The sequence below is a fragment of the Streptomyces sp. NPDC017520 genome (genome assembly GCF_044329855.1).
GTDB lineage: Bacteria > Actinomycetota > Actinomycetes > Streptomycetales > Streptomycetaceae > Streptomyces.
Map to the genome: position 1 here is coordinate 1 of NZ_JBIRKB010000030.1, position 24,166 is coordinate 24,166.

Genomic DNA, 24,166 nt, shown 5'->3' on the forward strand with positions numbered 1-24,166 from the left:
GGTGTGCCGGGCGCAGGTCCGCGTACTGGACGTACTCGGGCGTGTGCCCGGTGCGGCGAGAGTGCGTGCATGGCGCCGCGGGGCAGGCGGGAGTTTGACGACAGGGCCTAGCGGCCCTCGGCGCGCGGAGGGCCTTCACCGTCCGGAGCGGCGCCGGCGAGGGCGGCCTCGCGCGGTGTGTCGTCCGGCGCCGGGTCGGAGCCCTGGACGGCTGCGTCGTGCGTGGTCCACGCCTCCAGGGCGGTGCGGCAGGCGTGGTCCAGGTGGCGGAGCCGCGAGAGGTCGAGCTCCACCGGCCGGTCCTTCGGCAGGGCCTCCAGGGTGTCGAGGATCAGCGGCAGGCGCAGGAAGGTAGCGCTGCCGCTGAGGGAGACCGTGATGAGGTCGCCCTGCTCATCGATGTCGAGGCGGACCGCGGAGGTCTCCCAGGCCGTCTTGATCACGGCCAGCCCGATGCCGAGCAGCACGCCCATGAACATGTCCGTGAGGACGATCGCCAGCGCGGTCACCACCAGGACCACGGCCTCGCCCCGGTGTTCACGCCAGAGCGGTCGGAAGGTCGCCACGGGGATGAGCTTCGCACCGGCGTGGACCAGGATCCCGGCGAGGGCGGCCACGGGGATCAGACCGAGTACGGCGGGGAAGAGGGCCGCGAACAGCAGCAGCCACGCTCCGTGCATGATCCGGGATGCCTTGGTGCGCGCACCTGCCTGCACGTTGGCCGCACTGCGCACGATGACGGCGGTCATGGGCAGCGCGCCGACGAGGCCGCAGATGGTGTTGCCCGTCCCCTGGGCGATGAGTTCCTTGTTGTACTGCGTGCGCGGACCGTCGTGCATCCGGTCCACGGCGGCGGCGCTGAAGAGCGATTCGGCCGAGGCGATGAGCGTGAAGGCGAGGATGACGCCCAGGAGACCGACGTCGGCCAGGAGGCCGAAATCGTCCAGGCTCGTCAGCCGCAGTGAGCCGATCAGCCCCTGCACCTTGATGGGAGCGACGGGCAGGTTGAACGCCGCCACCGCGGCGGTGGCCAGCCCCACGGCCACCAGCGGCCCGGGGAGCACCTGGGGCAGGCGTCCGGGAAGCCGCTTCCAGAGGATCAGTACGACGATGGTGCCGGCGCCGATCGCGGTGGAGGAGATCGCCGTGGCTCCCGTGATCCGCGTGAACAGTTCCGGCAGCCCGGCAAGGTTGTCGAGACCGTTCCCCGGCGCGGCGGCCCCGGCCATGGCGTAGAGCTGGCTGCCGATCAGGACGAGGCCGATGCCCGCGAGCATGCCGTGGACGACGGCGGTCGATATGGCGCGGAACCACCGGCCGAAGCCGACGAGGCCGAGCCCGACCTGGAGGAGCCCCGTGGCCAGGACGAGGACGCCGAGGGCCGCGACGCCGTGGGTGGTGACCGCCTCGTACACCAGGACGGTGAGCCCGGCGGCCGGGCCGCTGACCTGGAGCGAGCTGCCCGGCATCGCGCCGGCGATCAGCCCGCCGACGATGCCGGTGACCAGGCCCAGTTCGGCGGGGACACCGGAGGCGACCGCGATGCCGACGCACAGGGGCACGGCGACGAGGAACACCACGATCGAGGCGAGGATGTCGCGGGACAGGGCGTCCGGACGTAACCGGAGTTGTGGAGACGACATGAGAGCTTCAGCTCCTGGAGGAGTGGGGGGGGGAGACAGCAGGTGGCGGCGGGAGCGGCCCGCGTGTTCACCGGTGGGTCGCTGTCACAGGGAGGAGAAGGTTCCGGTGGAGGGGCGGTGGGCCTGCACGGCGCCGGTGTGGACCTCGTAGTACCAGGCGTGCAGCCCGAGCCGGCCTTCGCGCACGGCGCGGCTCACGCACGGGTAGCCGCGCAACGCGTCCAGCTGCGCCACCGCGTGGCGCTGTACCGGCTGTTCGCAGTCGGGGCCGAACTCGTCGGGGTCCTGAGGACCGCCGGCCAGGGTGCATCTGCCGAGCCAGCCGCGTACCGCCGGCAGGGTGCGCAGATCGTCGCCCCGGGCCAGGGCTCCGACGGCGCCGCAATGGGAGTGCCCGCAGAGGATGATGTCGGACACCTCCAGCACGCAGACGGCGTACTCGATGGTCGCCATCTCGCTGGTGGGCGCGTCCGGATCGTAGGGCGGGATGATGTTTCCGGCCGTGCGCATCTCGAAGAGCTCGCCGGGGCCGGAGTCGGTCAGCAGGGTGGGGACCACCCGGGAGTCGGAGCAGGTGATGAACATGGTGGAGGGCTGCTGGCCGGCCTCGAACTCCTTGAGTTCACGGCCTGCTCCGCCGCACCGGGCAGAGAAGGTGCGGGCGTGGTCGATGAGTCGTCGCACAGGAGTGTCCTCCATACGGAAGTGGCGTGTGGCCCTTCACGCGGGGCGGGCTCTCACCCCGCCCACGACCGGGCCTTCGTGGCACACGGGTGGCCCGGGTACCACGGGGAATCAGGTGCGGGTACTCGCGTCGCAGGGCAGGCGGGGGGTTCGCCTCCGTGTCTGCTGGTCCGGTGTGGCGGCGGCGCCCTGTTCCCGGGCGGGGCCGCGGCGACCGTCTGCGCCGCTCACGGGCCTCGCGTCACCGATGACCCGTAAGGAGGAGTCTCGGGGCGGGCGATGAGGTGGCGGTGAGACAGCGGTGAGACTGTTCTCATGGGCCCGGCGGGGTGCCTCCACCGCCGGGCCGAGGACCGCCCGCCCCGGTGGTCAGGCCCGGAGCCGGTAGCCGACGCCGCGCACGGTCTGGACCCGGTCGGCGCCGATCTTGCGCCGCAGATAGCGGATGTAGACGTCGACGATGTTCGAACCGGGGTCGTAGTCGAACCCCCATACCTGGCTGAGCAGTTGCTCGCGGGACAGCACCCGGTCGGGGTTGCGCATGAGGATCTCGGCGAGGGCGAACTCCCGGGCGGACAGGTCGGAGACGCGCTCGCCCACCTGGGCCCGGCGGGTGCGGAGGTCGAGGATCAGATCGCCCACCCGCAGCAGAAAGTTCTCCGCCGGCTCCTCGCGGCGCAGGCGCAGTCGCACGCGGGCCAGCAACTCGTCGAAGGCGAAGGGTTTGACCATGTAGTCGTCGGCGCCGCTCTCCAGTCCGGCCACGATGTCGCTCACGCTGTCGCGGGCGGTGAGGATGACGACGGGCAGGGAGATGTGCGCCTTCCGCAACTTGCGCAGCACGGTCAGCCCGTCGTCGCCGGGCAGTCCGAGGTCGAGGACCAGGAGGTCGAAGTCCCGGCCGCGGGCGTGCTCGTAGGCGGAGACTCCGTCGGTGACGACCCGGGTGACGTACCCGCTACGGCGCAGGCCTTTTTCGACGAAGGCAGCGATTCTTTCCTCGTCCTCGGCTATCAAGATCCTGCTCACCATGGGTTCCTTCCGTCGTGGGCTGCAGTGCGGGAAGGTCGATGACGAATCTCGCGCCGCCCCCGGGCGCCTCCTCGACGTGGGCGACGCCGTCGTGTGCCTGGGCGATCTCGCGGACCAGCGCGAGGCCCAGTCCGATGCCGGGAGTGGCCCGGCCGGGAACCGCGTTGCCCCCCTGATAGAAGCATTGGAAGATCCGCTCGCGGTCCTCCGGGGCCACGCCGGGCCCGGTGTCCGCGATCCACAGCAGTACCCTGCCGCGCCACAGGCGTGAGCCGATCTCGATGGCGTCCCCTTCTCCGGTGTGACTGACCGCGTTGGCCGCGAGCTGCATCAGGGCCTGGGTGACCCGCTGCTCGTCCAGGTGCACGCTGACGTCGGCGACCTCGGCGACCGTCCAGTGCCTGCGCCCCAGCGCCTGGGCCTTGGCGGCCGTGTCGACCACCAGGTCGGTCAGACTGGCCTGGCCGAGGCTGAGGAAGTCGGGGCGTTCGGCCCGGGCCAGGAGCAGCAGGTCCTCCACGATCCGCCGCATCCGGTCGAGTTCGTCGAAGAGCAGGGCGCGGGTCTGGCCGCGCCGGCTGTCGGGGTCCTCGTCCATCAGCTCCAGATGTCCGCGCAGGACCGTGATGGGGGTCCGCAGTTCGTGCGCCACCTCGTCCAGGAACTGGCGTTGCGCGGTGAAAGCGCCCGACAGGCGGTCGAGCATGTGGTTGAACGTCTCGGCCAGTTCCGCCACGTCGTCGTTGCCCCGCACCGGCAGCCGCTGGGTCAGGTCCGTCTCGCTGATCCGCTCGGCGGTCTGCCTGACCAGCCGGATCGGGGCCAGCACCCGGCCCGCGACCAGCCAGCTGGCCAGTCCCGCGACCACCAGGGCGAAGCTTCCCGATGCCAGCAGCAGCCGTGCCATGTGGCGTTCCTGCCGCAGTTCCCGGTCCCGGAAGGTGACCAGGACGAGCCGGGTGTCGACGTGGTCGCCCGCCATCTGCACCGGGACGACACCGTAGCGGACCGTGCCGGCCGGGGAGTCCAGCGACCGGATACGGGTGTCGGCCGTCCGCGCCATCAGGGCCACGACCTCCTTGTCCCTGTCCAGCCGGACCGGGACCGGGCCGGGGCTGCGCCGGTCGGCCCGTCCGTTCACGACGCTGAAGAAGGCTGCGTTCTGCTCGGGCCGGTGGACCGCCATGAACGCCGTCAGCAGCGAGGCGCCCGTGGTGAAGCGCTCACCGCTGTGCGGGTCGCGCGAGGTGCGGGCGAACGCGCGTAGCTTGTCGGCCTCGGAGAGGAGTTGCGCGTCGACCTGCCGGTCGAGCTCGGCCTGCCAGACGATCGTGATCCCGAAGGTGGGCACGGCCAGGGCAGCGCTGAGAAGCATGAGCATCCAGCCGACGATCCGGGACCGGGCGCTGGTCGGGCGCCTGAGCATCAGTCGTCCCACTCGTCGTCCGCATCCCCCCGATTGCCGTGTGACTCTTCCTCGTTCTCGTCGTCGGGCTCGTCCTCCGGGTCCTCCTCGTCGCCCACAACGTCTATGTCGCCCACAGCGTCTATGCCACCCGCGTCGCCCCTGGGAACACGTGAGGCCTTCTCGTCGTCACCGGTGGTCCGTGACGCTCCCTCGGCCCCGCCGCCGGGGCGCCCGGGGAAGTCGGTGCCCCTGTCGTCGGACGCGGGCGGCGGCGGGGGCGACACGGCCCGGCCGCCCGGGCAGGAGCCGGACGGGGCGGGGGACGGTGTCGGGGACACGGCGGGGCGGCCGGGGACGGCCGGTGCGGTGGCCGGAGGCGTCGGGCCGTGCAGGAAGGGCACGACGACCACGGGCCCCATGGAAGGCGGCACCTTCTGCCCGGGCCATATCCATACGACCAGTAACACCAGTGTTCCCGCTCCACATCCTGCCAATACCGACCCCACCCCACGCCACAGCATCGGACCAGTCTGCCTTCGCGGGGTCCCGGGGACGGACATGAGGAAAACATTCTCATCTTCGATGGCCGTCGACACGTCCGTCACCGCGTCGGCGCCCGCCGGGGCAGGCCGGGCTACCCGCTTCCATCAGGGGCTCTGCGGATGATGCGGCCGGGTGCACGAGCCGCGATCCGAGCCGGCGCAGAACCGACACCCGCAGAGCGGAATCACGCCAAACCGGTCCTGAACGGGGCCGCTTCCTCGTGGTTCCACATTGCCATTCATTGACAGTCGCTCAACCACGCTTTTACATTCAGCGGGCAGGCCGAGGAGAAATCCATTCACCGTCGGTCCGTCTCAGGGAGTACCTTCCGCACTATCACCGGAGGACCTCATGGAACACCTGATCAAGAAGATGGCCCAGGACAACGTCTGGCAGAATTGGCTCGCCGTCAACTCGGCCCAGCAGGCCGCGAAGAACGGCTGCATCAGCGCCGCACCGAAGGCCGGCTGTATCTCCTGATCGGCCGGGGACGCCCGGGATCAGCTCTGCGAGAGATTCCTCCCCCACCACAGCATGTTCCCGGGCGTCTCGACCCCGTCTCCCTCATAGCCCGTATTTCTTCAGCTGTGCGAAACATGAGAAGGAATTAATGAAGGGCCAGCCGACCAGCGATGTCATCGAGCACATTCGCGACATACCGATCTATCAGGAGTCCCTGGCGAAGGGCCACTTCCCCCTGCTCGACAAACCGGAGATCGCCCGCGGGTTCCCCGACAACTGGATGACGCCGCGGCTGGCGGCGGCGCTGGAGAACGGCGAGGCGGAGTTCGTCCTGTCCACGGGCACCAACCACGCCCGGATGCAGATCATCCGGCCTCCGTACTTCCTGCTCCGTTCCTACTACGAGTTGTGGCGGAACCACCCCGACATCGGCGAGACGTGGGAGTCGGGCTGCCGCCGGGTCTCCCTCACCACGGTGCTCGCGACGGAACACGTGGCACGGGTCAACGCCGCCCGCCGCGGCGTGGAACACAGGGGAATACCCATCCTGGCCGACCGCTGGCTCGACGAGCGCACCTGCTACCTCAACCTGCGGCTGGATCCGGCGCAGTGGGTCCGCAAGGACGTACTGCGGATGCTCCGCGAGATCGACCTGGCACGGAGCACGCACCCACAGGGCCGGTACCACCTCGACTGCTCCGGCTACCACTTGGCGCACCTGGTGCGGAAGGCGGAGGCCTGGGGCCTGCTGGGCGCGTTCCCCGCGCCGGCCAGCGTCATCACCGCCTACGAGTACACCCCGGTGAACGTACGGCGGTTCCTGCACCGGCGCTTCGCCTGCCCGGTCATCGACCTGTTCGGCAGTACGGAGTTGGGCTACCTCTACTACAGCGACCGGGAGGGCCGGTACTGGCCCCACCTGGCCGGGATGAGCGTCGAGCTCCTGCCGGTGGCCCCCGGAAGCACGATCCACCAGCTCGTCGTCACCAGTGTGCGCAATCCCTACATGCCGCTCGTCCGCTACCGGTCGGGCGACTGTGTGCGCACCCTGGACGGCTCGCCGGACCCCGCGGCGATCACCCAATTCTGCGGCCGTCGGAAGGAATTGCTGAGCACACCGAACGGCCCGGTCGCCCAGGGCGACCTCGACCGGCGTATCGCGGACGCTTCCCCCCGGATCTTCCTGCACCAACTGCGCCTCCATGGCGACGCCGACGCCACCCTGTCGTACACGACGTTCACCGACGAACCCCTCGGAGCCGCCGAGGCCGCCGCGTTGCGGCAGGCCGTCGCCGGACTGACCGGACGGAACTGCCGGACCGAACACCGCACCCACATCCCCATCGGGCGCTCCGGCAAGTACGCCTGGCTCGTCAGCGCCGACACGTGACGCACCGACACCTCTCCCCTCTCCCCCTCAGGAAACGGAGTGCCATGACCAGCGGACAGACACTTTCCGCCGACGACCTGAAGCGTCTTCTCGGGGACGCGCTGCACACCGAGGTGATACGGCATTTCCGAGACAAGGAACCGGACATACCCCAAGGCTTCGTGGAACGCCAGGTCACCGAATGTCTGCGGTACCTCTACCTCGTCTCCCGGTACCGGGACCGGCTCGCCGGGCTTTTCCTGCCCGTCGAACAGGACATCGACGAGATATGGCACTACCTCATCCTGCAGACCCGCGAATATCGCGCGCTGTGCGAAGAACGGCTTCCCGGGCGGTTCTTCATCAACCACCGCAGCATCGCCTACGAGGACTACCAGGAAGAGCCGGGACGCGAAGAGGCATTGGAAGAGGCACTGCGCTGGATCCCCCTCTACTGCCAGGAATTCGGGCCGTTCGACGAAGACGCGCTGCCGCACTGGACCATCGTCCGTTTCCTCCATGAACAGCTGGGCGTTTCCCTCACGGACATCTCGGAGCTGAGACCTGTGGCCGTTGCCTGAGTGAAAATGCCCTCGCCCGCACCCGCATGACGATCGGAAGCTTTCCCTTGTCGACTCGCAGCGGACATCCGGTCGCGACGGGTGAGATTCCGGAACAGCGGCGCATTCTGGCCGTGCTGGTACTGGCCCAGATCATGAGCGGCGCCGGTCTCACCGCGGGGATAACCGTCGGGGCCCTGCTCGCCGAGGAGGTGCTCGGCTCCACCGGCCTCGCGGGAGTACCGAGCGCGCTCTTCACCGCGGGGGCCGCACTCGGCGCGCTCTGCATCGGCCGGCTCTGCGCCCGCTGGGGCCGCCGCCCCCGGACTGGCGTTGGGCTACGCGACCGGGGCGCTCGGCAGCGCCGGTGTCGTGGTGGCCGCCGCCACCGACAGCGTGGCGCTGCTCTTCCCGGCCCTGGTGGTGTACGGGATGGGTCCGGCGACCGGCCTCATGGCGCGCTACGCCGGCGCGGATCTGGCCTCTCACCGCGCTCACCGCCCGTCCACGCCGGGCCGGACACTTCGCCACCACCCTGGGCGCGGTGACCGGGCCCATGCTGGTGACGCCGGCCGGCGAGGTCGCGCACGCCTGGGGCGTGCCGCGTCTCGCCGGGCCCTTCCTGCCGGCGGCCGCGGCGTTCGCCGCCACCGCGGTCGTCCTCGCCTGCCGGGCGCCACGACGTCGCCGTCGGCACCGTCGTGATAGTCCTGGCCCAGGTCGTGATGATCGGGATCATGACGACGACGCCGGTGCACATGCCGGCGCACGGTCATACCGCGCAGGCGGCTGGGCTCGTGATCTCCCTGCACGTCGGAGCGATGTTCCTGCCCTCCCCGCTCACCGGGCTGCCCGTCGACCGGATCGGCAGACGATGGGTCGCCCGCGCGTCCGGACCGCTGCTGCTGGCAGCCGGGGCGCCGGCCGCCCTGTTGGTGCTTCCGGTGGTACCGGCCGGTCCCCGCGCCGCGCACGGCCGGTACCACCGGGCCGGGCGGGAGAGGGCGGCGCCAAATGCCTTACGAGGGCTGCCGGAAGGCCGGGCCTTTCGGGTCGGCGGACGATCTCCATGGCGGCGAACCGTGCGCATCGCGCTATGGCCAAACGCTATTCGCCTGCCTCCCGCATGCTTGGACGCCGTTCCCCTTCACGGTCGGGAGCGCGGGGCCGAAGCCCTCGCCCACCAGCGGAAAGGCCCCTCCCGTTAACAAAATCTTTAACGGTGCTTTGGCGGGCCGGCCGCACAGAACCAGCGTAAAACGGATAACCCAAAGATTGGGGCTCCCCACACGGCACATTGTGGGCTTAACTTAGGTGGCATGACGTCCCCCCGCTCCACCTTCGGCGGCGGCTACTACGCCGCGTCGTTCCCCGACACTCCGATCTACGACTCCTTGGTCGCGGAGCGGGGAACCCCTCAGATCGCCCCCATCCGGGTTCCGGCCGCCTATGACACCGGCAACAGCTACCTGCCGGCCCTGCCGTCGGCCCTGCCCGCCCTGCCCGCGGCCCCGTCGCAGCAGACCGGCTACGGCTACCCGCAGCAGCAGCCGGTGCCGCAGCACCAGCAGGCTCCGGCGCAGCACGCGCCGATGCAGCCCGCCCAACTGCAGCACGCGCCCGCGCCGTACATCCCGCAGCAGCCCTCGGCGGTCCGCGGCTACCCGCAGCAGCCGCAGCAGCCGCGGCCCGCGCCTGGCACCGGGTACGAGTCGATGCGCCCGGCCTCGCCGCGGCCCGCGCCGGCGCAGTCGCCGTACGAGGACCCGTACAACCGCCCGTACCAGAGCCGGGGGTACTGAACCCGCGACTCCGTACGACGAGGTGCGCCGGGGGACGCACCGGGCGCCAGCCCCATTCAGGACATAGCGGTGTCAGTCGGTGCCCGGGAATCCACGCGTACGAGTCAGAGGTTGCTGGCAGGATGGGCGCATGAGCTTTCCCGTGCTCCGTTCAGCCCACGTCTATCCGGTCAAGTCGCTCGCCGCCCGCGCCCGCGACCTGGTCGCCGTCGAGCCATGGGGACTCGACGGCGACCGCCGCTGGATGCTGGTCGACAAGGCGGCCAGGGCCGTCACACAGCGTCAGCAGCCGTCCATGGTGCGGATCTCGGCCGAGCCGCTGCCGGGCGGCGGCGTGCTCCTGTCCGCGCCGGGCTTTCCACCCCAGCGCGTCGAGGGGCCTGATCCCGGACGCATGATCACCGTGGAGCTGCACCGGGACACCGTGGTGGTGGAGGAGGCGCCGGGCGACGCCCATGACTGGCTGAGCGCGGTCCTCGGCGCGGAGGTCCGGCTCGTGCATCTCGACGATCCGTCGCACCGCAGGCCCGTCGACCCGCTCTTCGCCCGGCCCGGGGACATGGTCTCCCTCGCCGACGGCTACCCGCTGCTGGCGACCACCACTTCGTCGCTCGACGCGCTCAACACCCTGATCGCCGCGGGCGACCGGCCCGGGGAGGGACCGCTGCCGATGGACCGTTTCCGGCCCAACGTGGTGATCGGGGAGACCGAGGCGTGGGCGGAGGACCACTGGCGGCGGATCGCCATCGGCGAGGTCGCCTTCACGGTGGCCAAGCCCTGCGGCCGCTGTGTGATCACGACGACCGACCAGCACACCGCCGAGCGGGGCAGGGAACCGCTGCTCACGCTGGCCCGCCACCGGCGGTTCGGAAAGCAGTTGGTCTTCGGCCAGAATCTGATTCCCGAGGGGACGGGAGTGATCAGGGTCGGGGACCCCGTCCGGATCCTCGACGTCCTCGACGGATAGACCGACCGGATCGGCAGAAGGGGCGGGGGGACGGGCGTGTGGGTGCTGTGGGCACTGCTGCGCGGGCGGGGCAGCCCGCTGCGCCGTGCCACCGACCGCCGGGAGGCCTGGGTGGCCCTCGGAGCGCTGCTGCTCCTCGTGGTCGGCGCCCCGGCCGCGGGCTGGGCGGGCGGGACGGTGGCCGACGCCGCCCTCCAGCGGTCGGTGCGGGCCCAGCACGAGGAGCGTCACCCCGTCGACGCGGTGGTGGTGGGCCCGGCGGGACGGGGACGGTCCGCCGGTGACCCCGAGGGCGGCGTCGAACGGGCCGCGCGCACCTGGGTGGTGGCGTCCTGGGAGGCCCCGGACGGCAGTCCGCGCACGGGAAAGGTGGACACCGCGTCGCGGCCGGGCGGCCCGGGGTCCCCGTTGCGGATCTGGACGGACGCTGCGGGCCACCCGGTGCCGCCGCCGATGGACGGGCGCACCGCCCGGACCCACGCGGTGCTGGGCGGCATCGGCGCGTTCCTGCTCGCCGGCGCAGGCGTCGAGGCGGGCCGCAGACTGACCGTGCGACGCATGGTGCGGCGGCGGTACGCACGGCTGGACCGGGAGTGGGCCGCGGCCGGTCCGGACTGGGGCAGGGCCCAGAAGGGCGGCTGACCACGGCCTCCCCCGGCCGGGAGCGGGCGGGGGGAGACATCGCTCCGCGGGGCGGACTCGTCAACTCCCGCCCCTCACGCGCGCTACGGTGGTCCGACCCCGTCCGCCTCCCCGGCGACGGACGGACCCGAGGCATCGCACAGCACGAGGTGGGGGCAGAGCAACGCCATGGCACAGGGCACGGTCCAGGTGACGCACACCGGCACATCGCGATGGCGCCGCCGCACGGGCGAGTACGCCTCCCTCTCCGCGGCCCTGGAGGCGGCAGCCGACGGCGACGTCCTCACCGTCGCGCCCGGGACCTATCGGGAGAACCTCGTCGTCCACCGCGCGGTGACGCTGCGGGGGCCGGAGGGTTCGGTCGGTTCCGTGCGGATCGCGCCGCTCGACGGCGTACCACTGACCGTGCGCGCCTCCGCGATCATCCAGGACCTCCATGTCGAGGGCCAGGACTCGGCGGCCCCGGCGCTGCTGGTCGAGGACGGCACGGCGGAACTGACGGACCTGCGGATCGTGACGCGGTCCGCCGCGGGCATCGAGGTGCGCGGCGCGGCGCGGCCCACCGTGCGACGGTGCACGGTCGACAATCCGGCCGGGGTCGGCATCGCCGTGCTGGACGGTGCGGGCGGCGTGTTCGAGGAGTGCGAGATCGTCTCCGCGGGCCAGTCCGGGATCTCGGTCCGCGACGGAGGGCATCCGCGCCTGGACCGCTGCCGGATTCACCACGCGTCCGGGGCGGGGATCGGCGTCACCGGCGAGGGCAGCGGCCTGGAGGCGTTCGGCTGCGAGGTGTACGAGATCAAGGGCAGCGGCATCCAGGTCACCGCCCGCGGCTCGGCCCACCTGACCGACTGCACCGTGCACCGCACCTCCGCGGACGGCGTCACGCTGGACACCGACGCGGTGCTCACCCTCGCGGACTGCGACATCCACGACATTCCGGAGAACGCCGTCGACCTGCGGTCGCGTTCGGTGCTCACGCTGACCCGCTCCACCGTCCGCCGTTTCGGCCGCAACGGGCTCTCGGTCTGGGACCCGGGAACCCGGGTCGACGCCAACCAGTGCGAGATCCACGACAGTACGGGCGACTACCCGGCGGTCTGGGTCAGCGACGGCGCGACGGTGATACTGGACGCCTGCCGGGTGCACGACGTGCCCGACGCCCTCTTCGTCCTCGACCGGGGGTCGCGCGCCGACGTCGTGGACAGCGACCTCTCCCAGATCCGCAACACCGCCGTCTCCGTGAGCGACGGGGCCACCGCCCAGCTGGACGACTGCCGCATCCGGGAGGCGTCCACGGGCGCCTGGTTCCGCGACCACGGCAGCGGCGGCACGCTGAACAACTGCACCATCGACGCGGCGCAGACCGGGGTCATCGTCACCAAGGGCGCGGACCCCACCATCGAGCGCTGCACGGTCACCTCGCCGGCCGAGGCGGGGTTCTACGTCTCGGCCGAGGGCCGGGGCACCTTCGACAGCTGCCGGGTGACGGGCAGCGAGGGCTACGGCTTCCACGTCATGGACGGCTGCCGCACCACGCTCACCCGCTGCCGCACCGAGCGGTGCGCCCGGGGCGGTTACGAGTTCCCCGAGGGCGACGCCGGCGCGACCGGCCCGGTGGCCGAGGACTGCACGAGCGACGAGAGCGGTCTGCGTACGGCTCCGGCCCCGCCGCCGCCCGCGGTGCTGACGGAGACCCGGTCGACGCCCGGTCTACTGGGCGCGCTGCCCGGGCAGCGCGCGGTCGAGCCCGCTCCGGAGCCGGTCGTCCCGGTGGAGCCGGCCCGGGACTCCTCGGCGGTCCTCGGCGAGCTGGACGCGCTGGTGGGCCTGGACAGCGTCAAGCGGGAGGTGCGGGCGCTGACCGACATGATCGAGGTGGGCCGCCGCCGTCAGGAGGCCGGGCTCAAGGCCGCGTCCGTGCGCCGGCACCTCGTCTTCACCGGCTCCCCCGGCACCGGCAAGACCACGGTCGCCCGGCTGTACGGGGAGATCCTGGCCTCGCTCGGGGTGCTGGAGCGCGGCCATCTGGTCGAGGTGTCCCGGGTGGACCTGGTGGGCGAGCACATCGGCTCGACGGCGATCCGGACCCAGGAGGCGTTCGACCGGGCGCGCGGCGGGGTGCTGTTCGTGGACGAGGCGTACGCCCTCTCGCCCGAGGACTCCGGCCGGGACTTCGGGCGGGAGGCCATCGACACCCTGGTGAAGCTGATGGAGGACCACCGGGACGCGGTGGTCGTGATCGTCGCGGGCTACACCCACGAGATGGAGCGGTTCCTCACCGTCAACCCCGGGGTGGCCTCACGGTTCTCGAGGACCATCACCTTCCATGACTACCTCCCCGAGGAGCTGCTGCGGATCGTCGAGCAGCAGGCCGAGGAGCATGAGTACAGCCTGGCGGAGGGCACCGGGGAGGCGCTCCTGAAGTACTTCACGGAGCTGCCCAAGGGCCCCGCCTTCGGCAACGGCCGCACCGCCCGCCAGACCTTCGAGTCAATGGTGGAGCGGCACGCGGGCCGGGTCGCCCAGCTCGCCGAGACGAGCACGGACGACCTGACCCTGCTCTACCCCGAGGATCTCCCCGAGCTGCCCTTCTGAAGACCCGCCTCCGCCTGCCGGGGGACGAGCGGGCCCAACTCCGCCAGGAGATCGGCCCGCTCCTCGGCGAAGACCGGGTCGGCCTGGTAGTCGGAGTGCCCGAGGATCGGTTCGGGCAGCGGGAGTTTCGTGGTCCGCCCGTAGGCCAGCGGGTCCTTCAAGGGGCCCCGGTCGACGCCCGGGTCGGGGTCGGCGCAGATGCGGACGGGGCCGCCGATCGGGTCGGTGTGCCGCCACAGATTGCGCCAGCAGTGCACCGAGCGGTGCAGCCCGAGCAGCGGCCCGGGGCCGAAGTAGGCCGGGAACCACCGCCCGTACAACCGCTCCAGGGGCGAGCCGTAGGTGAGCAGTGCGACCCGGCGGCGGGTCGCGTCGGGCAGTTGCCAGACGGCGGACGCGGCGAGCACGCTGCCCTGTGAGTGGCCCGAGATGACGAGCCGGCCCCGGGGCATGGTCGTCGTCCAGGCGGACATCCGGGAGGCGAGGTCGGGAACCGCGCGCTCGGCGTAGCACGGGGGTGCGAAGGGGTGGGCGGCGCGCGGCCAGAAGGTGCCCACGTCCCAGAGGATGCCGATGGTGCGGCGGGCCGAGGCGTCCTTGTAGGCGCGACGGCCACCGGCGACGAACAGGACGAAGCCGAGGCCGATCAGCCAGGAGCCGGTCGACTGTGCGGCCTCGGCGAACGATTCGATGAGCGGCCAGCTCCCGTCGGCGGCCCGGCCCGGCACCTCGTCGCTGCGCCAGGAACCGGCGATCGCGCCCGCCCCGAGCAACAGGGTGGCCCCGGAGACCACGCCGACGATCCAGGGCGCCGAGTCGGTGAGGGCGGCGGTCGCGCGGATCCGGGCGATGCGGCGGGTACGGCCCTCGTCGGGCGGTTCGGGGGCGTACTCCGCCTCGATGAGCGGGCCCAGCCGGCGGGCGGTGCGCGTGGTGCGGACGATCAGCACCAGGACCGGGACGAGCAGGAGCAGCAGGAGTACCGGGATGACGGAGGCCTGCCAGCTCAGCAGGACAGGCGGTCCGGCGATGTCGGTGCCGTGGCCCATGCCCGGGCTCCCCGGTCCGTCGAGCCAGTCGGCGACGCGCTGGGCCACTCCCCCGGTCATCACTCCGCCGAGGGCGCAGGCGAGCATCGCGACCGCGGGGCCGCCGAGTCCGTACAGGACGGTGCGCGGTTCGGGGGTACGCCGGAAGATGCCCTGGGCGACCAGGGCGAGGCCGACGACGAGGACACCCTGGCCGAGGGCGATGAGCCGGAAAGCGGTCTCGCCGGGCAGGCTGCCCGAGGACTCCCAGTCCGGGCGCGACCAGGAGGCGTACACGACGGCGAGGGCGAGCAGGGCGAGCGCGGAGCCGGGCAGATAGGTGATCAGGGCGGCGTCCAGCTTGGTGTCGCGGATCCGTTCGCTGCGCCCCCGGCTGCAGACGACCCGGACGACGACGAGCGCGCACAGGACGATCCCGCCCTCGACGGCCGCGCCGAGGAGCGGGGGCACCGGTCCTTCGGCGTTCCGGTCGTGTCGGGCGGCGGCGCCGGCGACGGCCGCGGCGACGGTCAGGAACCCGGCCGCCGTGTGGGCGGCGCGGAGCCGGGCGACGATGCGGCGGCCGTACCAGAAGCCGGGCCTGCCGAGCGCGGGGCGGATCGGGGCGGGTGGGCGCGGGGCCCCGTCGGTGTCCGGGTCGGGGGTGTCGGGGTCGTGGGCCTCGCGCGCCCCTTCGGGGTCGTGGGCGTCGATGTCCCCTTCGTCCAGGGGTGCTTGGGATTCGTACGCGCTCCAGGTCCGGTTGGACAGGTACCACAGGAGCCCCACCAGGGCCGCGGGCACGACGGCGGCCAGGGCGAGACGGCGGCCGGGCTGCGACCACCAGCCGCCCTGCTGGGCCGACAGGAAACCGAGCCAGGAACGGCGTTCGGCGCAGGCCTCGGCACCCGCGCACTGCCAGGCCAGCAGGTCCAGGGCGACTTCGCAGGCGGCCGCCGTGAGCAGCACGGTGAGGCTGAGCGCGACGAGCCGCACCAGCACGCCGTACAGCCGGACCGCACGGGTGCGGCCGGTTGCGGTGGGGCGCATCCAGTGGGCGAGGTTGACCACCATGAACGGCAGGAGCAGCAGCCACAGGGCGCGGGAGCCGTTGCCGGAGGTGAGGCCGGACCAGCAGTACGCCTCGGCGACGGGCTCGTTCCGGTAGCGCTCGGGGTGCTTCTCGCCGTGGGCGTCCTCGGTGCGCCGGTACACGGCCGCGGTCTCGTCCCCGGTGACGCGGACGGTACGGGGATCGCCCAGCACCTCCTGCGGGGTGGCGCCGCCGACGCCGTGGACGAGCAGTTCCAGTGCGGCCCCGGTGTGCTGCGCGGACGGGGAGTCGGGCGGGGACGGGGGCAGGGCGGCAGGAGCCAAGGGGGAACTCTCTCTCGGGCGCGTCGGCCTCGCGGCCGACGAGGACGTGCTCAGGAGCGGATGGTGCGGGGCCGGGACGTCGCCGGCGCCGGGCGTGGTGACCCGCCGGCCGCGAAGTCCCGAGGATTCCGGGCGCGGGGCGGGTGTGTGAAGCGGTCTCACGGAATCTCCCCAGGTGATACGCCGGACATGCCTGCGTGGCAGGATGAGCGTGTCGCGCAGGCCGCTGCGGACCGTACGGCAGAGGGAAGGACCGGGCCCGGCGTTGAGCGAGAATCAGAACCTGCTCGCGGAGCAGCGACGTGCGCTGATCCTCGACGAGGTGCGCAGGCGTGGCGGGGTCCGGGTCAACGAGCTGACCCGCAAGCTGAACGTCTCCGACATGACGATCCGCCGGGACCTGGACGCGCTGGACCGCCAGGGCGTGATCGAGAAGGTCCACGGCGGCGCGGTCCCGGTCGTCGAGGCGAGTACGCACGAGCCCGGGTTCGAGGCGAAGTCGGCGCTGGAGCTGAGCGCCAAGGAGGACATCGCGCGGGCGGCGGCGGCGCTGGCGGTGCCCGGCAGCGCGATCGCGCTCTCGGGCGGGACGACGACTTTCGCGCTGGCCCGGCATCTGCTGGACGTGCCGGATCTGACGGTGGTGACCAACTCGGTGCGGGTGGCCGACGTGTTCCATGACGCGCAGCGTCCGGCCGGGGGGCGCGGGGCGCGGCCCGGGGCGGCGACGGTGGTGCTGACGGGCGGGGTGCGCACTCCCTCGGACTCGTTGGTCGGGCCGGTCGCGGACCGGGCCATCGACTCCCTCCACTTCGATGTGCTGTTCCTCGGCGTGCACGGGATCTCGGCCGAGGCCGGGCTCTCGACGCCCAACCTCGCGGAGGCGGAGACCAACCGCCGTTTCGTCCGGGCGGCGCGCCGGATCGTGGTCGTGGCCGATCACACCAAGTGGGGCACGGTGGGCCTGAGTTCCTTCGCGACGCTGGAGGAGGTCGACACGTTCGTCACGGACGCCGGTCTGGCTCCTCGGACGCGCGCGGAGATCGAGGAAAATCTGCCGGGTCTGCTGGTGGCGGGCGACTCCCCCGCCGGGGCCGACGGGGCGTCGCCCGCCCCGAGGTCACCCGACAGCCTCTGAGGCGGGGCGCTCCGGATTCCGTTCGGCTCGGCGCGGGTCCGGCGGACACCCCATAGGATCGTGGTGTGGCCGTCTTCCGGATCGAGCGTTTCTCCCCTCTCCCCGCAGCCGAGGCCTGGCGCCGGGTGACCGACTGGGAACGGCACGGCGCGCAGGTGCCGTTGACCGCGATCTCGGTCCCGACCGGACTTCCCTCGCAGCTCGGGACGGTCTTCGTGGCGCGTACGGGGCTGGGCCCGCTGGCGTTCGACGATCCGATGGAAGTGGTGCGGTGGACGCCTCCCGCCGGGGGCCGGGCGGGGGTCTGCCGGCTGGAGAAGCGGGGGGCCGTGGTGCTGGGCCGGGCCTCGATCGACGTGCTTCCCACGGATTCCGGTTCCCATGTGGTCTGGGTCGAGGAGCTCCGGGTGCGGCTGGTGCCCCGGTGGGGTGATCCGCTGCTCGCCTCCACCGGACGGCGGATGTTCGGCAAGGTCCTGGACGCCCTGCTCGCCTCCCCCGGCGACCGATAGGACCGCCGGGCCGGAGCAGGCGTACCTCAGCTCTCCGCGAAGTCGCCAACGACCGGGTGGCCGATGCGGTGCGGGTGATGTGACCGTCACACGATTGCGCCGTACCCATGGCATCGATGCCCCCGCACGGACCCCCCGACCGGTCCTACCGGCCGTTCGGTGCCAGACTCGGCCAGGTGACGGATCTGGGCGATACCTCTGCCGACCTGAGTCTCCCCGATGGCCCGGACGGCCCCGGCAGCTCGCGTCCGCGCGCTCTGGTGACCGGGGCGACCGGCTACATCGGCGGCCGGCTGGTGCCCGCTCTGCTCGATGCGGGGCACCGGGTGCGCACCCTGGCCAGAACGCCGCGGAAGCTGCGCGACTACCCCTGGGTGGACCGGGTAGAGGTGGTGCGCGGCGATGTCACCGACGCCGCGTCCCTGGCAGAGGCGATGCGGGACGTCGATGTGGCGTACTACCTGGTGCACGCGCTCGGTTCCGGTTCGGACTTCGAGGAGACCGACCGCACGGCGGCGAGAACCTTCGGCGAACAGGCGCGGGCGGCCGGGGTGCGCCGGATCGTGTACCTGGGCGGGCTGACCCCGGCCGGGGTGCCGGAGCGGAACCTGTCGCCGCATCTGCGCTCGCGGGCCGAGGTGGGGCACATTCTGCTGGACTCCGGGGTGCCGACGGCGGTACTGCGCGCGGCGATCGTGATCGGCTCGGGGTCCGCCTCGTTCGAGATGCTGCGGTACCTCACCGAGCGGCTGCCGCTGATGATCACCCCGAGCTGGGTGCGGACCCGGATCCAGCCGGTGGCCGTGCGGGACGTCGTCCGGTATCTGGTGGGGAGCGCGAAGCTGCCCGAGGAGGTGAACCGGGCCTTCGACATCGGGGGCCCGGACGTCATGACGTACCGGGACATGATGCAGCGCTACGCCCGGGTGGCGGGGTTGCGGCGACGGCTGATCCTGCCGGTGCCGGTGCTCACCCCGACGCTCTCCAGCCGCTGGGTCGGCCTGGTCACCCCGGTGCCCGGCTCCATCGCCCGGCCGCTCACGGAATCGCTGCGCCACGAGGTGGTGTGCCGGGAGCACGACATCAAGGAGTACGTCCCCGATCCGCCGGACGGGCCCATCGGCTTCGACCGGGCGTTGCGTCTGGCCCTGAAGCGGATCCAGGAGGCGCGGGTCGACACCCGCTGGTCCAACGCCTCGGTGCCCGGCGCGCCGAGCGACCCGCTGCCCACCGACCCGGACTGGGCGGGCGGCAGCCTCTACCGCGACGAGCGGGAGCTGACCGTGCCGGTCGGGCCGGGCGCGCTGTGGCGGGTGATCGAGGGCATCGGCGGGGAGAACGGCTGGTACTCCTTCCCGTTGGCCTGGGCGGTACGCGGCTGGCTCGACCGGCTCGTCGGCGGGGTGGGGCTGCGGCGCGGGCGCCGGGACGCCCAGCGGCTGCGGGTGGGCGACTCGCTGGACTTCTGGCGGGTGGAGGAGATCCTGCCGGGCGAACTGCTGCGGCTGCGGGCCGAGATGCGGGTGCCGGGCCTGGCCTGGCTGGAGCTGTCGGTGCGCCGCGACGACCGGGGCCGGACGGTGTACGGGCAGCGCGCCCTGTTCCATCCGCGCGGGCTGTTCGGTCACGCCTACTGGTGGAGCGTGTGGCCCTTCCACTCGGTGGTGTTCGGCGGGATGGCTCGCAACATCGCCGAGGCTGCCGCGGCCGAGGAGAGACGGCGGGCGTCGATGGCCGACAGTGGTACAGACAACTGACGGTCCTGCCGCTAGGGTGTGCCCGGCCCAACACGCCGCAGACCACCGAGAGGTGCACGCGATGGCACGCCTACTCCGTACCGTGGGACGGGAGTTCGTCGATTCCGCGCCGATGCGTCTGGTGTTCGCCGCCGAGGTGTCCGCCCCCGTGGGCGTGGTGTACCGCGCGCTCGCCGAGGATGTCGCGTCCTGGCCGTCCTGGTTCACCGCCGTCACCCTGGCCACGTCCACCCATGAGGGGGCGGGCCGCGAGGTGCGGCTGCGGGGCGGGGTCCGGTTCCGCGAGACGATCGTGGCCGCCGAACCGGACACGTGCTACGCCTACCGGGCGGACGAGTCCAACGCCCCGGGTCTCCGGGCCCTGTTGGAGGAGTGGCGGCTCACTCCGGAGGGGTCCGGCACCCGGGTGCAGTGGACCTTCGCCGCCGACGGGACGGGGCTGTTCCGCCTGGTGCTGAGCCTCGCGCGGGCGGGGGTGGGCCGGTCCTTCCGGAACGCCGTGCGCCGCCTGGACGCGCGGCTGGCGGCGACGACGCCCTGAGCCGTGCGGCCGGCGCAAGCCTCGGCGAGCTGTGCGGTCGGCGCAGCCCTCAGCAGGGCCAGGTACCGGTGGCGAGGAAGGCGTCGATGGCGGCGGTGTACGGGGCGATGTCCAGGCCCTGTTCCTCCAGCCACGAGTCGGAGTAGTACTTGTCCAGGTAGCGGTCGCCCGGGTCGCACAGCAGCGTGACGACGCTCCCGCGCTCGCCCCGCTCCACCATTTCGGCGATCAGCTTGAACGCGCTCCACAGTCCGGTGCCCGTCGACCCGCCCGCCTTCCGGCCGATGGCGCGCTCCAGGGCGCGGACGGCGGCGACGCTGGCGGCGTCGGGCACCTTCATCATGCGGTCGATGGCGCCGGGCACGAAGCTGGGCTCCATGCGCGGGCGGCCGATGCCCTCGATGCGTGAGCCGCGGTCGCTGGTGGCGAGCGGGTCGTGGTTGGTCCAGCCGTCGAAGAAACAGGAGTTCTCCGGGTCGGGCACACAGATGCGGGTGTCGTGCTGGAGGTAGTGGACGTAGCGGGCGATGGTCGCCGAGGTGCCGCCGGTCCCGGCGGTGGCGACGATCCAGGCGGGCTCCGGGTAGCGCTCCAGGCGCAGCTGCTGGTAGATCGACTCCGCGATGTTGTTGTTGCCGCGCCAGTCGGTGGCGCGCTCCGCGTAGGTGAACTGGTCCATGTAGTGCCCGCCGGTCTCGGCGGCGAGGGCCGCGGACTGTTCGTACATGGTGCGCGAGTCGTCCACGAAATGGCACCGCCCGCCGTGGAACTCGATGAGCCGGGTCTTCTCCGGGCTGGTGGTGCGCGGCATCACGGCGATGAACGGGACGCCGATCAGTTTGGCGAAGTACGCCTCCGACACGGCGGTCGAACCGCTGGACGCCTCGATGACCGGCCTGTCGGGCCGGATCCAGCCGTTGCAGAGCCCGTACAGGAAGAGCGAGCGGGCGAGGCGGTGCTTGAGGCTGCCGGTGGGGTGCGTCGACTCGTCCTTGAGGTAGAGGTCGATGCCCCATACCTCGGGCAGCGGGAAGCGCAGCAGGTGGGTGTCGGCGGAACGGTTCGCGTCGGCCTGGACCTTGCGGACGGCCTCCTTCAGCCAGGCCCGGTACTCCGGGTCGCTGCGGTCGACGTCCACGGTCGCCCTGGCCCCGTGCCCGGCTGCGTGCTCAACGGTGTCCATGGGCCTGCTCCCTGTTGGTCGTCGATCCGGTGCTCGCGCCCCCACGATATGCACCCCACCTGCGCAAACGGTCACTTTGATGGTCCATAGCGCTGCCTTTGACCACCGCCCGCGGGGGCGGCGGCGACGGGCGGTGCGGTCGAGGGCCCGTCGTGCTTCCGGGCCCTCTGGCGGTCCGGCCCGCGCCGGGGCACACTGCACAGCAGGGAGTGGTGCCGAAGGGGGGCGAATCCGCCATGACGGACGTCGAGTTCAGTGCTTCAGGGGTCAGGATCGAGCGGTTCACCAGGTCGCTGACCAGGGCTGGTCAGGTGGTGGTGAAGGACGGGCGGCTGTCGCTGCTCACGAGCAACGGGCGGGAGATCGACAGCGCCCCGGTGGGCTCGGTCAGCGCCCGCACATGGTGGTTCATCGCGGCGGATTCCGTCATCGCCCGGGTGAACGGGGTGCGCTACCGGTTGACGATGGGGCAGCGCAGCCGCAGACGCGACGGGGCGGCTCCACTGCGGCGCTTCCTGGAGGCTCTGCGCCACGCGCGCGGCCGCAGGGACTGAACGGGGGCAGGCACGGGCCCGGCGGACCGGTTCGCGGGCCGCCGGGCTCCGCCGCGAGTTGCGGAGCCGTACCCCCTGGGCCACGCTGGTCCCATGTCACTGAAGGTGCACCCTCGGTGACAGAGCGATCCGCTCCACGGAGCGGATCGCGCGACACGAGCAGACACGACAAGAGCAGAGCGGATCCGGCAGTCAGTCGTCCGCCGGCCCCGTTCGTTTCTCTTCTCTTCTTCCGGACCTATTTCGGGGAGTCGCAGCCGTGATCAGCGAGCCAAGCAGGCACTGCACGGTGGAGCTCCAGGCCCTGCCGTCGCGGATCGGTCAGGTCCGCAGAATCATCTCGGCGCAACTGCGCTACTGGCATCTCGATCCTCTGATCGACCAGGCGGCCCTGGGCGTCACCGAGCTTCTCACCAATGTCCACCGGCACGCACAGCCGGACAAGTCATGCACCGTCGACATCGAGCTGCTGCTCGACCGCCTGACGGTCTCCGTCCACGACCACGACCCACGCCTGCCCACGGTGAACGAGGCGGACTCGTTCGCCACGTCGGGCCGGGGGCTGGCTCTGATCGCCGCCGTCAGCGAGAGCTGGGGCGTGCGGCCGATCGGCTCGGCCGGGAAGGCCGTCTGGTTCACCCTGCCCGCGGCCACCGGCGCCTCGACCCTGCCACCGCTCGCGGTCTACGGGTCGATGACCGACGGGCCGTTCGGGGCCGTGACCATCGCCCCCGACGACATCGCGGCCGTGCCCGCCCGGTCGGCCGTGGTCGGCTGAAACGGAGCGGGCGGGCCGGGCGGCGCGGGCCGGGCGGCGCGGGCCGGGCGGGGGTCACGCCCTGCCGCCGCCCGCGGCTCACTCGGGAGCAGCCGGAGCCCGTGCCGCACCCGACCTCCGGCAGCCGACCGGGACAGCAGCCGCAGCGGCAGCGGCGGCAGCAGCAGCAGCAGCAGCAGCAGCAGCGAACGGTGCGCTGACGGCGGGGACCTGCGGGTGTCAGGCCAACGCCGCGAGCGGGTCGTCGAGGACCGGCTGCCAGGCCAGTTCGGCGGCGCCCACCAGGCTGTTGTGGGCCAGGGTGCACGGCAGGATCGGCACGCTGCCGCTGCGCCCCCACAGGCTCCGGTCGGCGACGACGGCGCGCAGCCGCTCCGGGTCCGCCTCCAGCAGGTCGCGGTGGAGCCCGCCGAGGATGATCCGGTCCGGGTTGAGGATGTTGACCAGTCCGGCCAGCCCCAGACCCAGGCGGTCGATCAGCGCTTCGGCGGCGTGCCGTACGGCGGGGTCGTCGTACTCCGTACGGAGCAGGTTTCCGGCCTGCTTGAGGAGGGACTCCTCGGGACCCGGTTCGCGGCGGGCGGTAGTGAGGAAGGCCAGCGGGTCGGTCTCCACGTCGAGGCAGCCGCGCCCGCCGCAGTGGCAGGGCCGCCCCTCGGGGTTCACGGTGAGATGCCCCACCTCCAGCGCGAGCCCCGAACTCCCGCTGTGCAGCCGGCCGTCGAGGACGAGGGCCCCGCCGACGCCCCGGTGGCCGGTGGCCACGCACAGGAGGTGCTGGGCGCCGCGGCCCGCGCCGTGCCGGTGCTCGGCCAGCGCGGTGAGGTTGACGTCATTGCCGGTGAACGCGGGCCCGGTGACGCCCGCTTCGCGTACGCAGGCGGCGAAGATGTCGCGGACCGGGGAGCCGACGGGCCAGGCGATGTGCAGCGGATTGAGGGCGGTGCCCTCCGGCTCGGCGACCGCGGAGGGCACCGCGAGCCCGGCCCCGACGCAGCGCAGCCCGCTCTCGCGCAGCAGCCCCGCCCCCGCTTCCACCACCTCGCCGAGTACCTGTGCCGGGTCGGCCATGACCGCGACGCAGCCCGGCGATGTGGCGACGATCCGGCCGCCGAGCCCGACGAGCGCGGCCCGGAAGCCGTCGGAGTGCACCTGGGCGGCGAGGACGACGGGGCCGGTCTCCAGGACGGACAGCCGGTGCGAGGGCCGGCCCTGGGATCCGGCCGCCGACCCCGGGCTGGAGTCGACCCGGATCAGCCCGAGCGCCTCCAGTTCCGCGGCGACCGCCCCGGCGGTGGCGCGGGTGACGCCGAGTTCGGAGGTGAGCACGGCCCGGGTGGGGGCGCGTCCGGTGTGGACCAGTTCCAGTGCGGGCCCGAGCGCACTGCGGCCCCTCTCCAACTTCGTCCGGGTGGTGGTCGCCTTGCCGTTCATGGGGGCGAGTCTCCCATGATCCGGAGGCGCCCCGGACGCCCAGGGGCCGCCCGGGGGCCCCGTTCCCGCCACGGCCGGGAGGCCGCGACGTACGGCATGCAGCGGTGTTGCGCCCGTCGCCCGAGCGCCCCTATGCTGAGTTTGTGCCGCAACT

The 24,166-nt window shown here is 72.3% G+C and carries 21 protein-coding genes and 1 pseudogene; 14 read left to right on the plus strand and 8 right to left on the minus strand.

Going from position 1 to position 24,166, the window contains the following annotated elements; all coding sequences use genetic code 11:
• Positions 1-107: 107 nt before the first annotated feature.
• The 5 genes from ACH4KB_RS37015 to ACH4KB_RS37035 form a co-directional block, all read right to left on the minus strand.
• The gene (locus ACH4KB_RS37015) at positions 108-1,643 is read right to left on the minus strand and encodes a SulP family inorganic anion transporter (protein ID WP_398071354.1); all 1,536 of its coding nucleotides are present in this window, start codon (positions 1,641-1,643) and stop codon (positions 108-110) included.
• Between the two features lie 84 nt (positions 1,644-1,727).
• Complete coding sequence (locus ACH4KB_RS37020; protein ID WP_398071356.1) at positions 1,728-2,327, minus strand: carbonic anhydrase; 600 nt, start codon at positions 2,325-2,327, stop codon at positions 1,728-1,730.
• Between the two features lie 369 nt (positions 2,328-2,696).
• A complete protein-coding gene (locus ACH4KB_RS37025; protein ID WP_398071358.1) occupies positions 2,697-3,356 on the minus strand; it encodes a response regulator transcription factor in 660 nt (219 codons plus the stop codon).
• Entirely contained in the window at positions 3,286-4,785 is a 1,500-nt protein-coding gene (locus ACH4KB_RS37030) for a sensor histidine kinase (protein WP_398071360.1), read from the minus strand. The genes ACH4KB_RS37025 and ACH4KB_RS37030 overlap by 71 nt, the downstream gene beginning before the upstream one ends.
• Positions 4,785-5,186, minus strand: coding sequence for a hypothetical protein (locus tag ACH4KB_RS37035; protein ID WP_398071362.1), 402 nt, complete (start codon positions 5,184-5,186; stop codon positions 4,785-4,787). Before ACH4KB_RS37035 ends, ACH4KB_RS37030 begins: the two co-directional genes overlap by 1 nt.
• Positions 5,187-5,661: 475 nt before the next feature.
• Between ACH4KB_RS37035 and ACH4KB_RS37040 the strand changes: the two genes are divergently transcribed.
• From ACH4KB_RS37040 to ACH4KB_RS37075, 8 genes and pseudogenes are all read left to right on the plus strand, one after another.
• Complete coding sequence (locus ACH4KB_RS37040) at positions 5,662-5,790, plus strand: hypothetical protein (RefSeq protein ID WP_398071364.1); 129 nt, start codon at positions 5,662-5,664, stop codon at positions 5,788-5,790.
• Between the two features lie 130 nt (positions 5,791-5,920).
• Positions 5,921-7,162 (plus strand): hypothetical protein, encoded by a 1,242-nt coding sequence (locus ACH4KB_RS37045; RefSeq protein ID WP_398071365.1) that lies wholly within the window; start codon positions 5,921-5,923, stop codon positions 7,160-7,162.
• Positions 7,163-7,206: 44 nt separating this feature from the next.
• Positions 7,207-7,722 carry a hypothetical protein gene (locus ACH4KB_RS37050; RefSeq protein WP_398071367.1) on the plus strand — a complete coding sequence of 172 codons (516 nt, stop codon included), beginning with the start codon at positions 7,207-7,209 and terminating at the stop codon, positions 7,720-7,722.
• A gap of 113 nt (positions 7,723-7,835) precedes the next feature.
• Positions 7,836-8,678: pseudogene (locus tag ACH4KB_RS37055) on the plus strand (MFS transporter); the annotation flags it as partial.
• A gap of 342 nt (positions 8,679-9,020) precedes the next feature.
• Positions 9,021-9,503 carry a DUF6643 family protein gene (locus ACH4KB_RS37060; protein WP_398071368.1) on the plus strand — a complete coding sequence of 161 codons (483 nt, stop codon included), beginning with the start codon at positions 9,021-9,023 and terminating at the stop codon, positions 9,501-9,503.
• Between the two features lie 130 nt (positions 9,504-9,633).
• Positions 9,634-10,470, plus strand: a complete 837-nt coding sequence (locus ACH4KB_RS37065; protein ID WP_398071370.1) for an MOSC domain-containing protein — start codon at positions 9,634-9,636, stop codon at positions 10,468-10,470.
• Between the two features lie 36 nt (positions 10,471-10,506).
• Positions 10,507-11,112: a hypothetical protein gene (locus tag ACH4KB_RS37070; protein ID WP_398071372.1), complete on the plus strand. Its 606-nt coding sequence runs from the start codon at positions 10,507-10,509 to the stop codon at positions 11,110-11,112.
• Positions 11,113-11,280: 168 nt separating this feature from the next.
• On the plus strand, positions 11,281-13,710 hold the full coding sequence (locus tag ACH4KB_RS37075) for a right-handed parallel beta-helix repeat-containing protein (protein WP_398071374.1): 2,430 nt from the start codon (positions 11,281-11,283) through the stop codon (positions 13,708-13,710).
• Here ACH4KB_RS37075 and ACH4KB_RS37080 read toward each other — a convergent pair.
• Positions 13,677-16,115: a hypothetical protein gene (locus tag ACH4KB_RS37080; protein WP_398071376.1), complete on the minus strand. Its 2,439-nt coding sequence runs from the start codon at positions 16,113-16,115 to the stop codon at positions 13,677-13,679. The two genes, ACH4KB_RS37075 and ACH4KB_RS37080, sit on opposite strands and share 34 nt — an antisense overlap.
• Positions 16,116-16,380: 265 nt before the next feature.
• On the opposite strand from ACH4KB_RS37080, the gene ACH4KB_RS37085 reads away from it, so the two are divergent.
• From ACH4KB_RS37085 to ACH4KB_RS37100, 4 genes are all read left to right on the plus strand, one after another.
• Positions 16,381-17,253, plus strand: coding sequence for a DeoR/GlpR family DNA-binding transcription regulator (locus ACH4KB_RS37085; RefSeq protein WP_398071378.1), 873 nt, complete (start codon positions 16,381-16,383; stop codon positions 17,251-17,253).
• A gap of 65 nt (positions 17,254-17,318) precedes the next feature.
• Entirely contained in the window at positions 17,319-17,765 is a 447-nt protein-coding gene (locus ACH4KB_RS37090) for an SRPBCC family protein (protein ID WP_215108196.1), read from the plus strand.
• 176 nt (positions 17,766-17,941) lie between these two features.
• Entirely contained in the window at positions 17,942-19,522 is a 1,581-nt protein-coding gene (locus ACH4KB_RS37095) for an SDR family oxidoreductase (RefSeq protein WP_398071379.1), read from the plus strand.
• Positions 19,523-19,583: 61 nt separating this feature from the next.
• Entirely contained in the window at positions 19,584-20,063 is a 480-nt protein-coding gene (locus ACH4KB_RS37100) for an SRPBCC family protein (RefSeq protein ID WP_398071380.1), read from the plus strand.
• 49 nt (positions 20,064-20,112) lie between these two features.
• On the opposite strand, the gene ACH4KB_RS37105 is transcribed toward ACH4KB_RS37100, so the two are convergent.
• On the minus strand, positions 20,113-21,246 hold the full coding sequence (locus ACH4KB_RS37105; RefSeq protein WP_398071382.1) for a PLP-dependent cysteine synthase family protein: 1,134 nt from the start codon (positions 21,244-21,246) through the stop codon (positions 20,113-20,115).
• 236 nt (positions 21,247-21,482) lie between these two features.
• On the opposite strand from ACH4KB_RS37105, the gene ACH4KB_RS37110 reads away from it, so the two are divergent.
• Together ACH4KB_RS37110 and ACH4KB_RS37115 are read left to right on the plus strand one after the other, a co-directional pair.
• Positions 21,483-21,800: a hypothetical protein gene (locus ACH4KB_RS37110; RefSeq protein ID WP_361877905.1), complete on the plus strand. Its 318-nt coding sequence runs from the start codon at positions 21,483-21,485 to the stop codon at positions 21,798-21,800.
• Between the two features lie 259 nt (positions 21,801-22,059).
• Positions 22,060-22,578 (plus strand): ATP-binding protein, encoded by a 519-nt coding sequence (locus ACH4KB_RS37115; protein ID WP_398071384.1) that lies wholly within the window; start codon positions 22,060-22,062, stop codon positions 22,576-22,578.
• Between the two features lie 219 nt (positions 22,579-22,797).
• Here ACH4KB_RS37115 and ACH4KB_RS37120 read toward each other — a convergent pair whose 3' ends face one another.
• A complete protein-coding gene (locus ACH4KB_RS37120; RefSeq protein ID WP_398071386.1) occupies positions 22,798-24,012 on the minus strand; it encodes an ROK family protein in 1,215 nt (404 codons plus the stop codon).
• Positions 24,013-24,166: the final 154 nt, after the last annotated feature.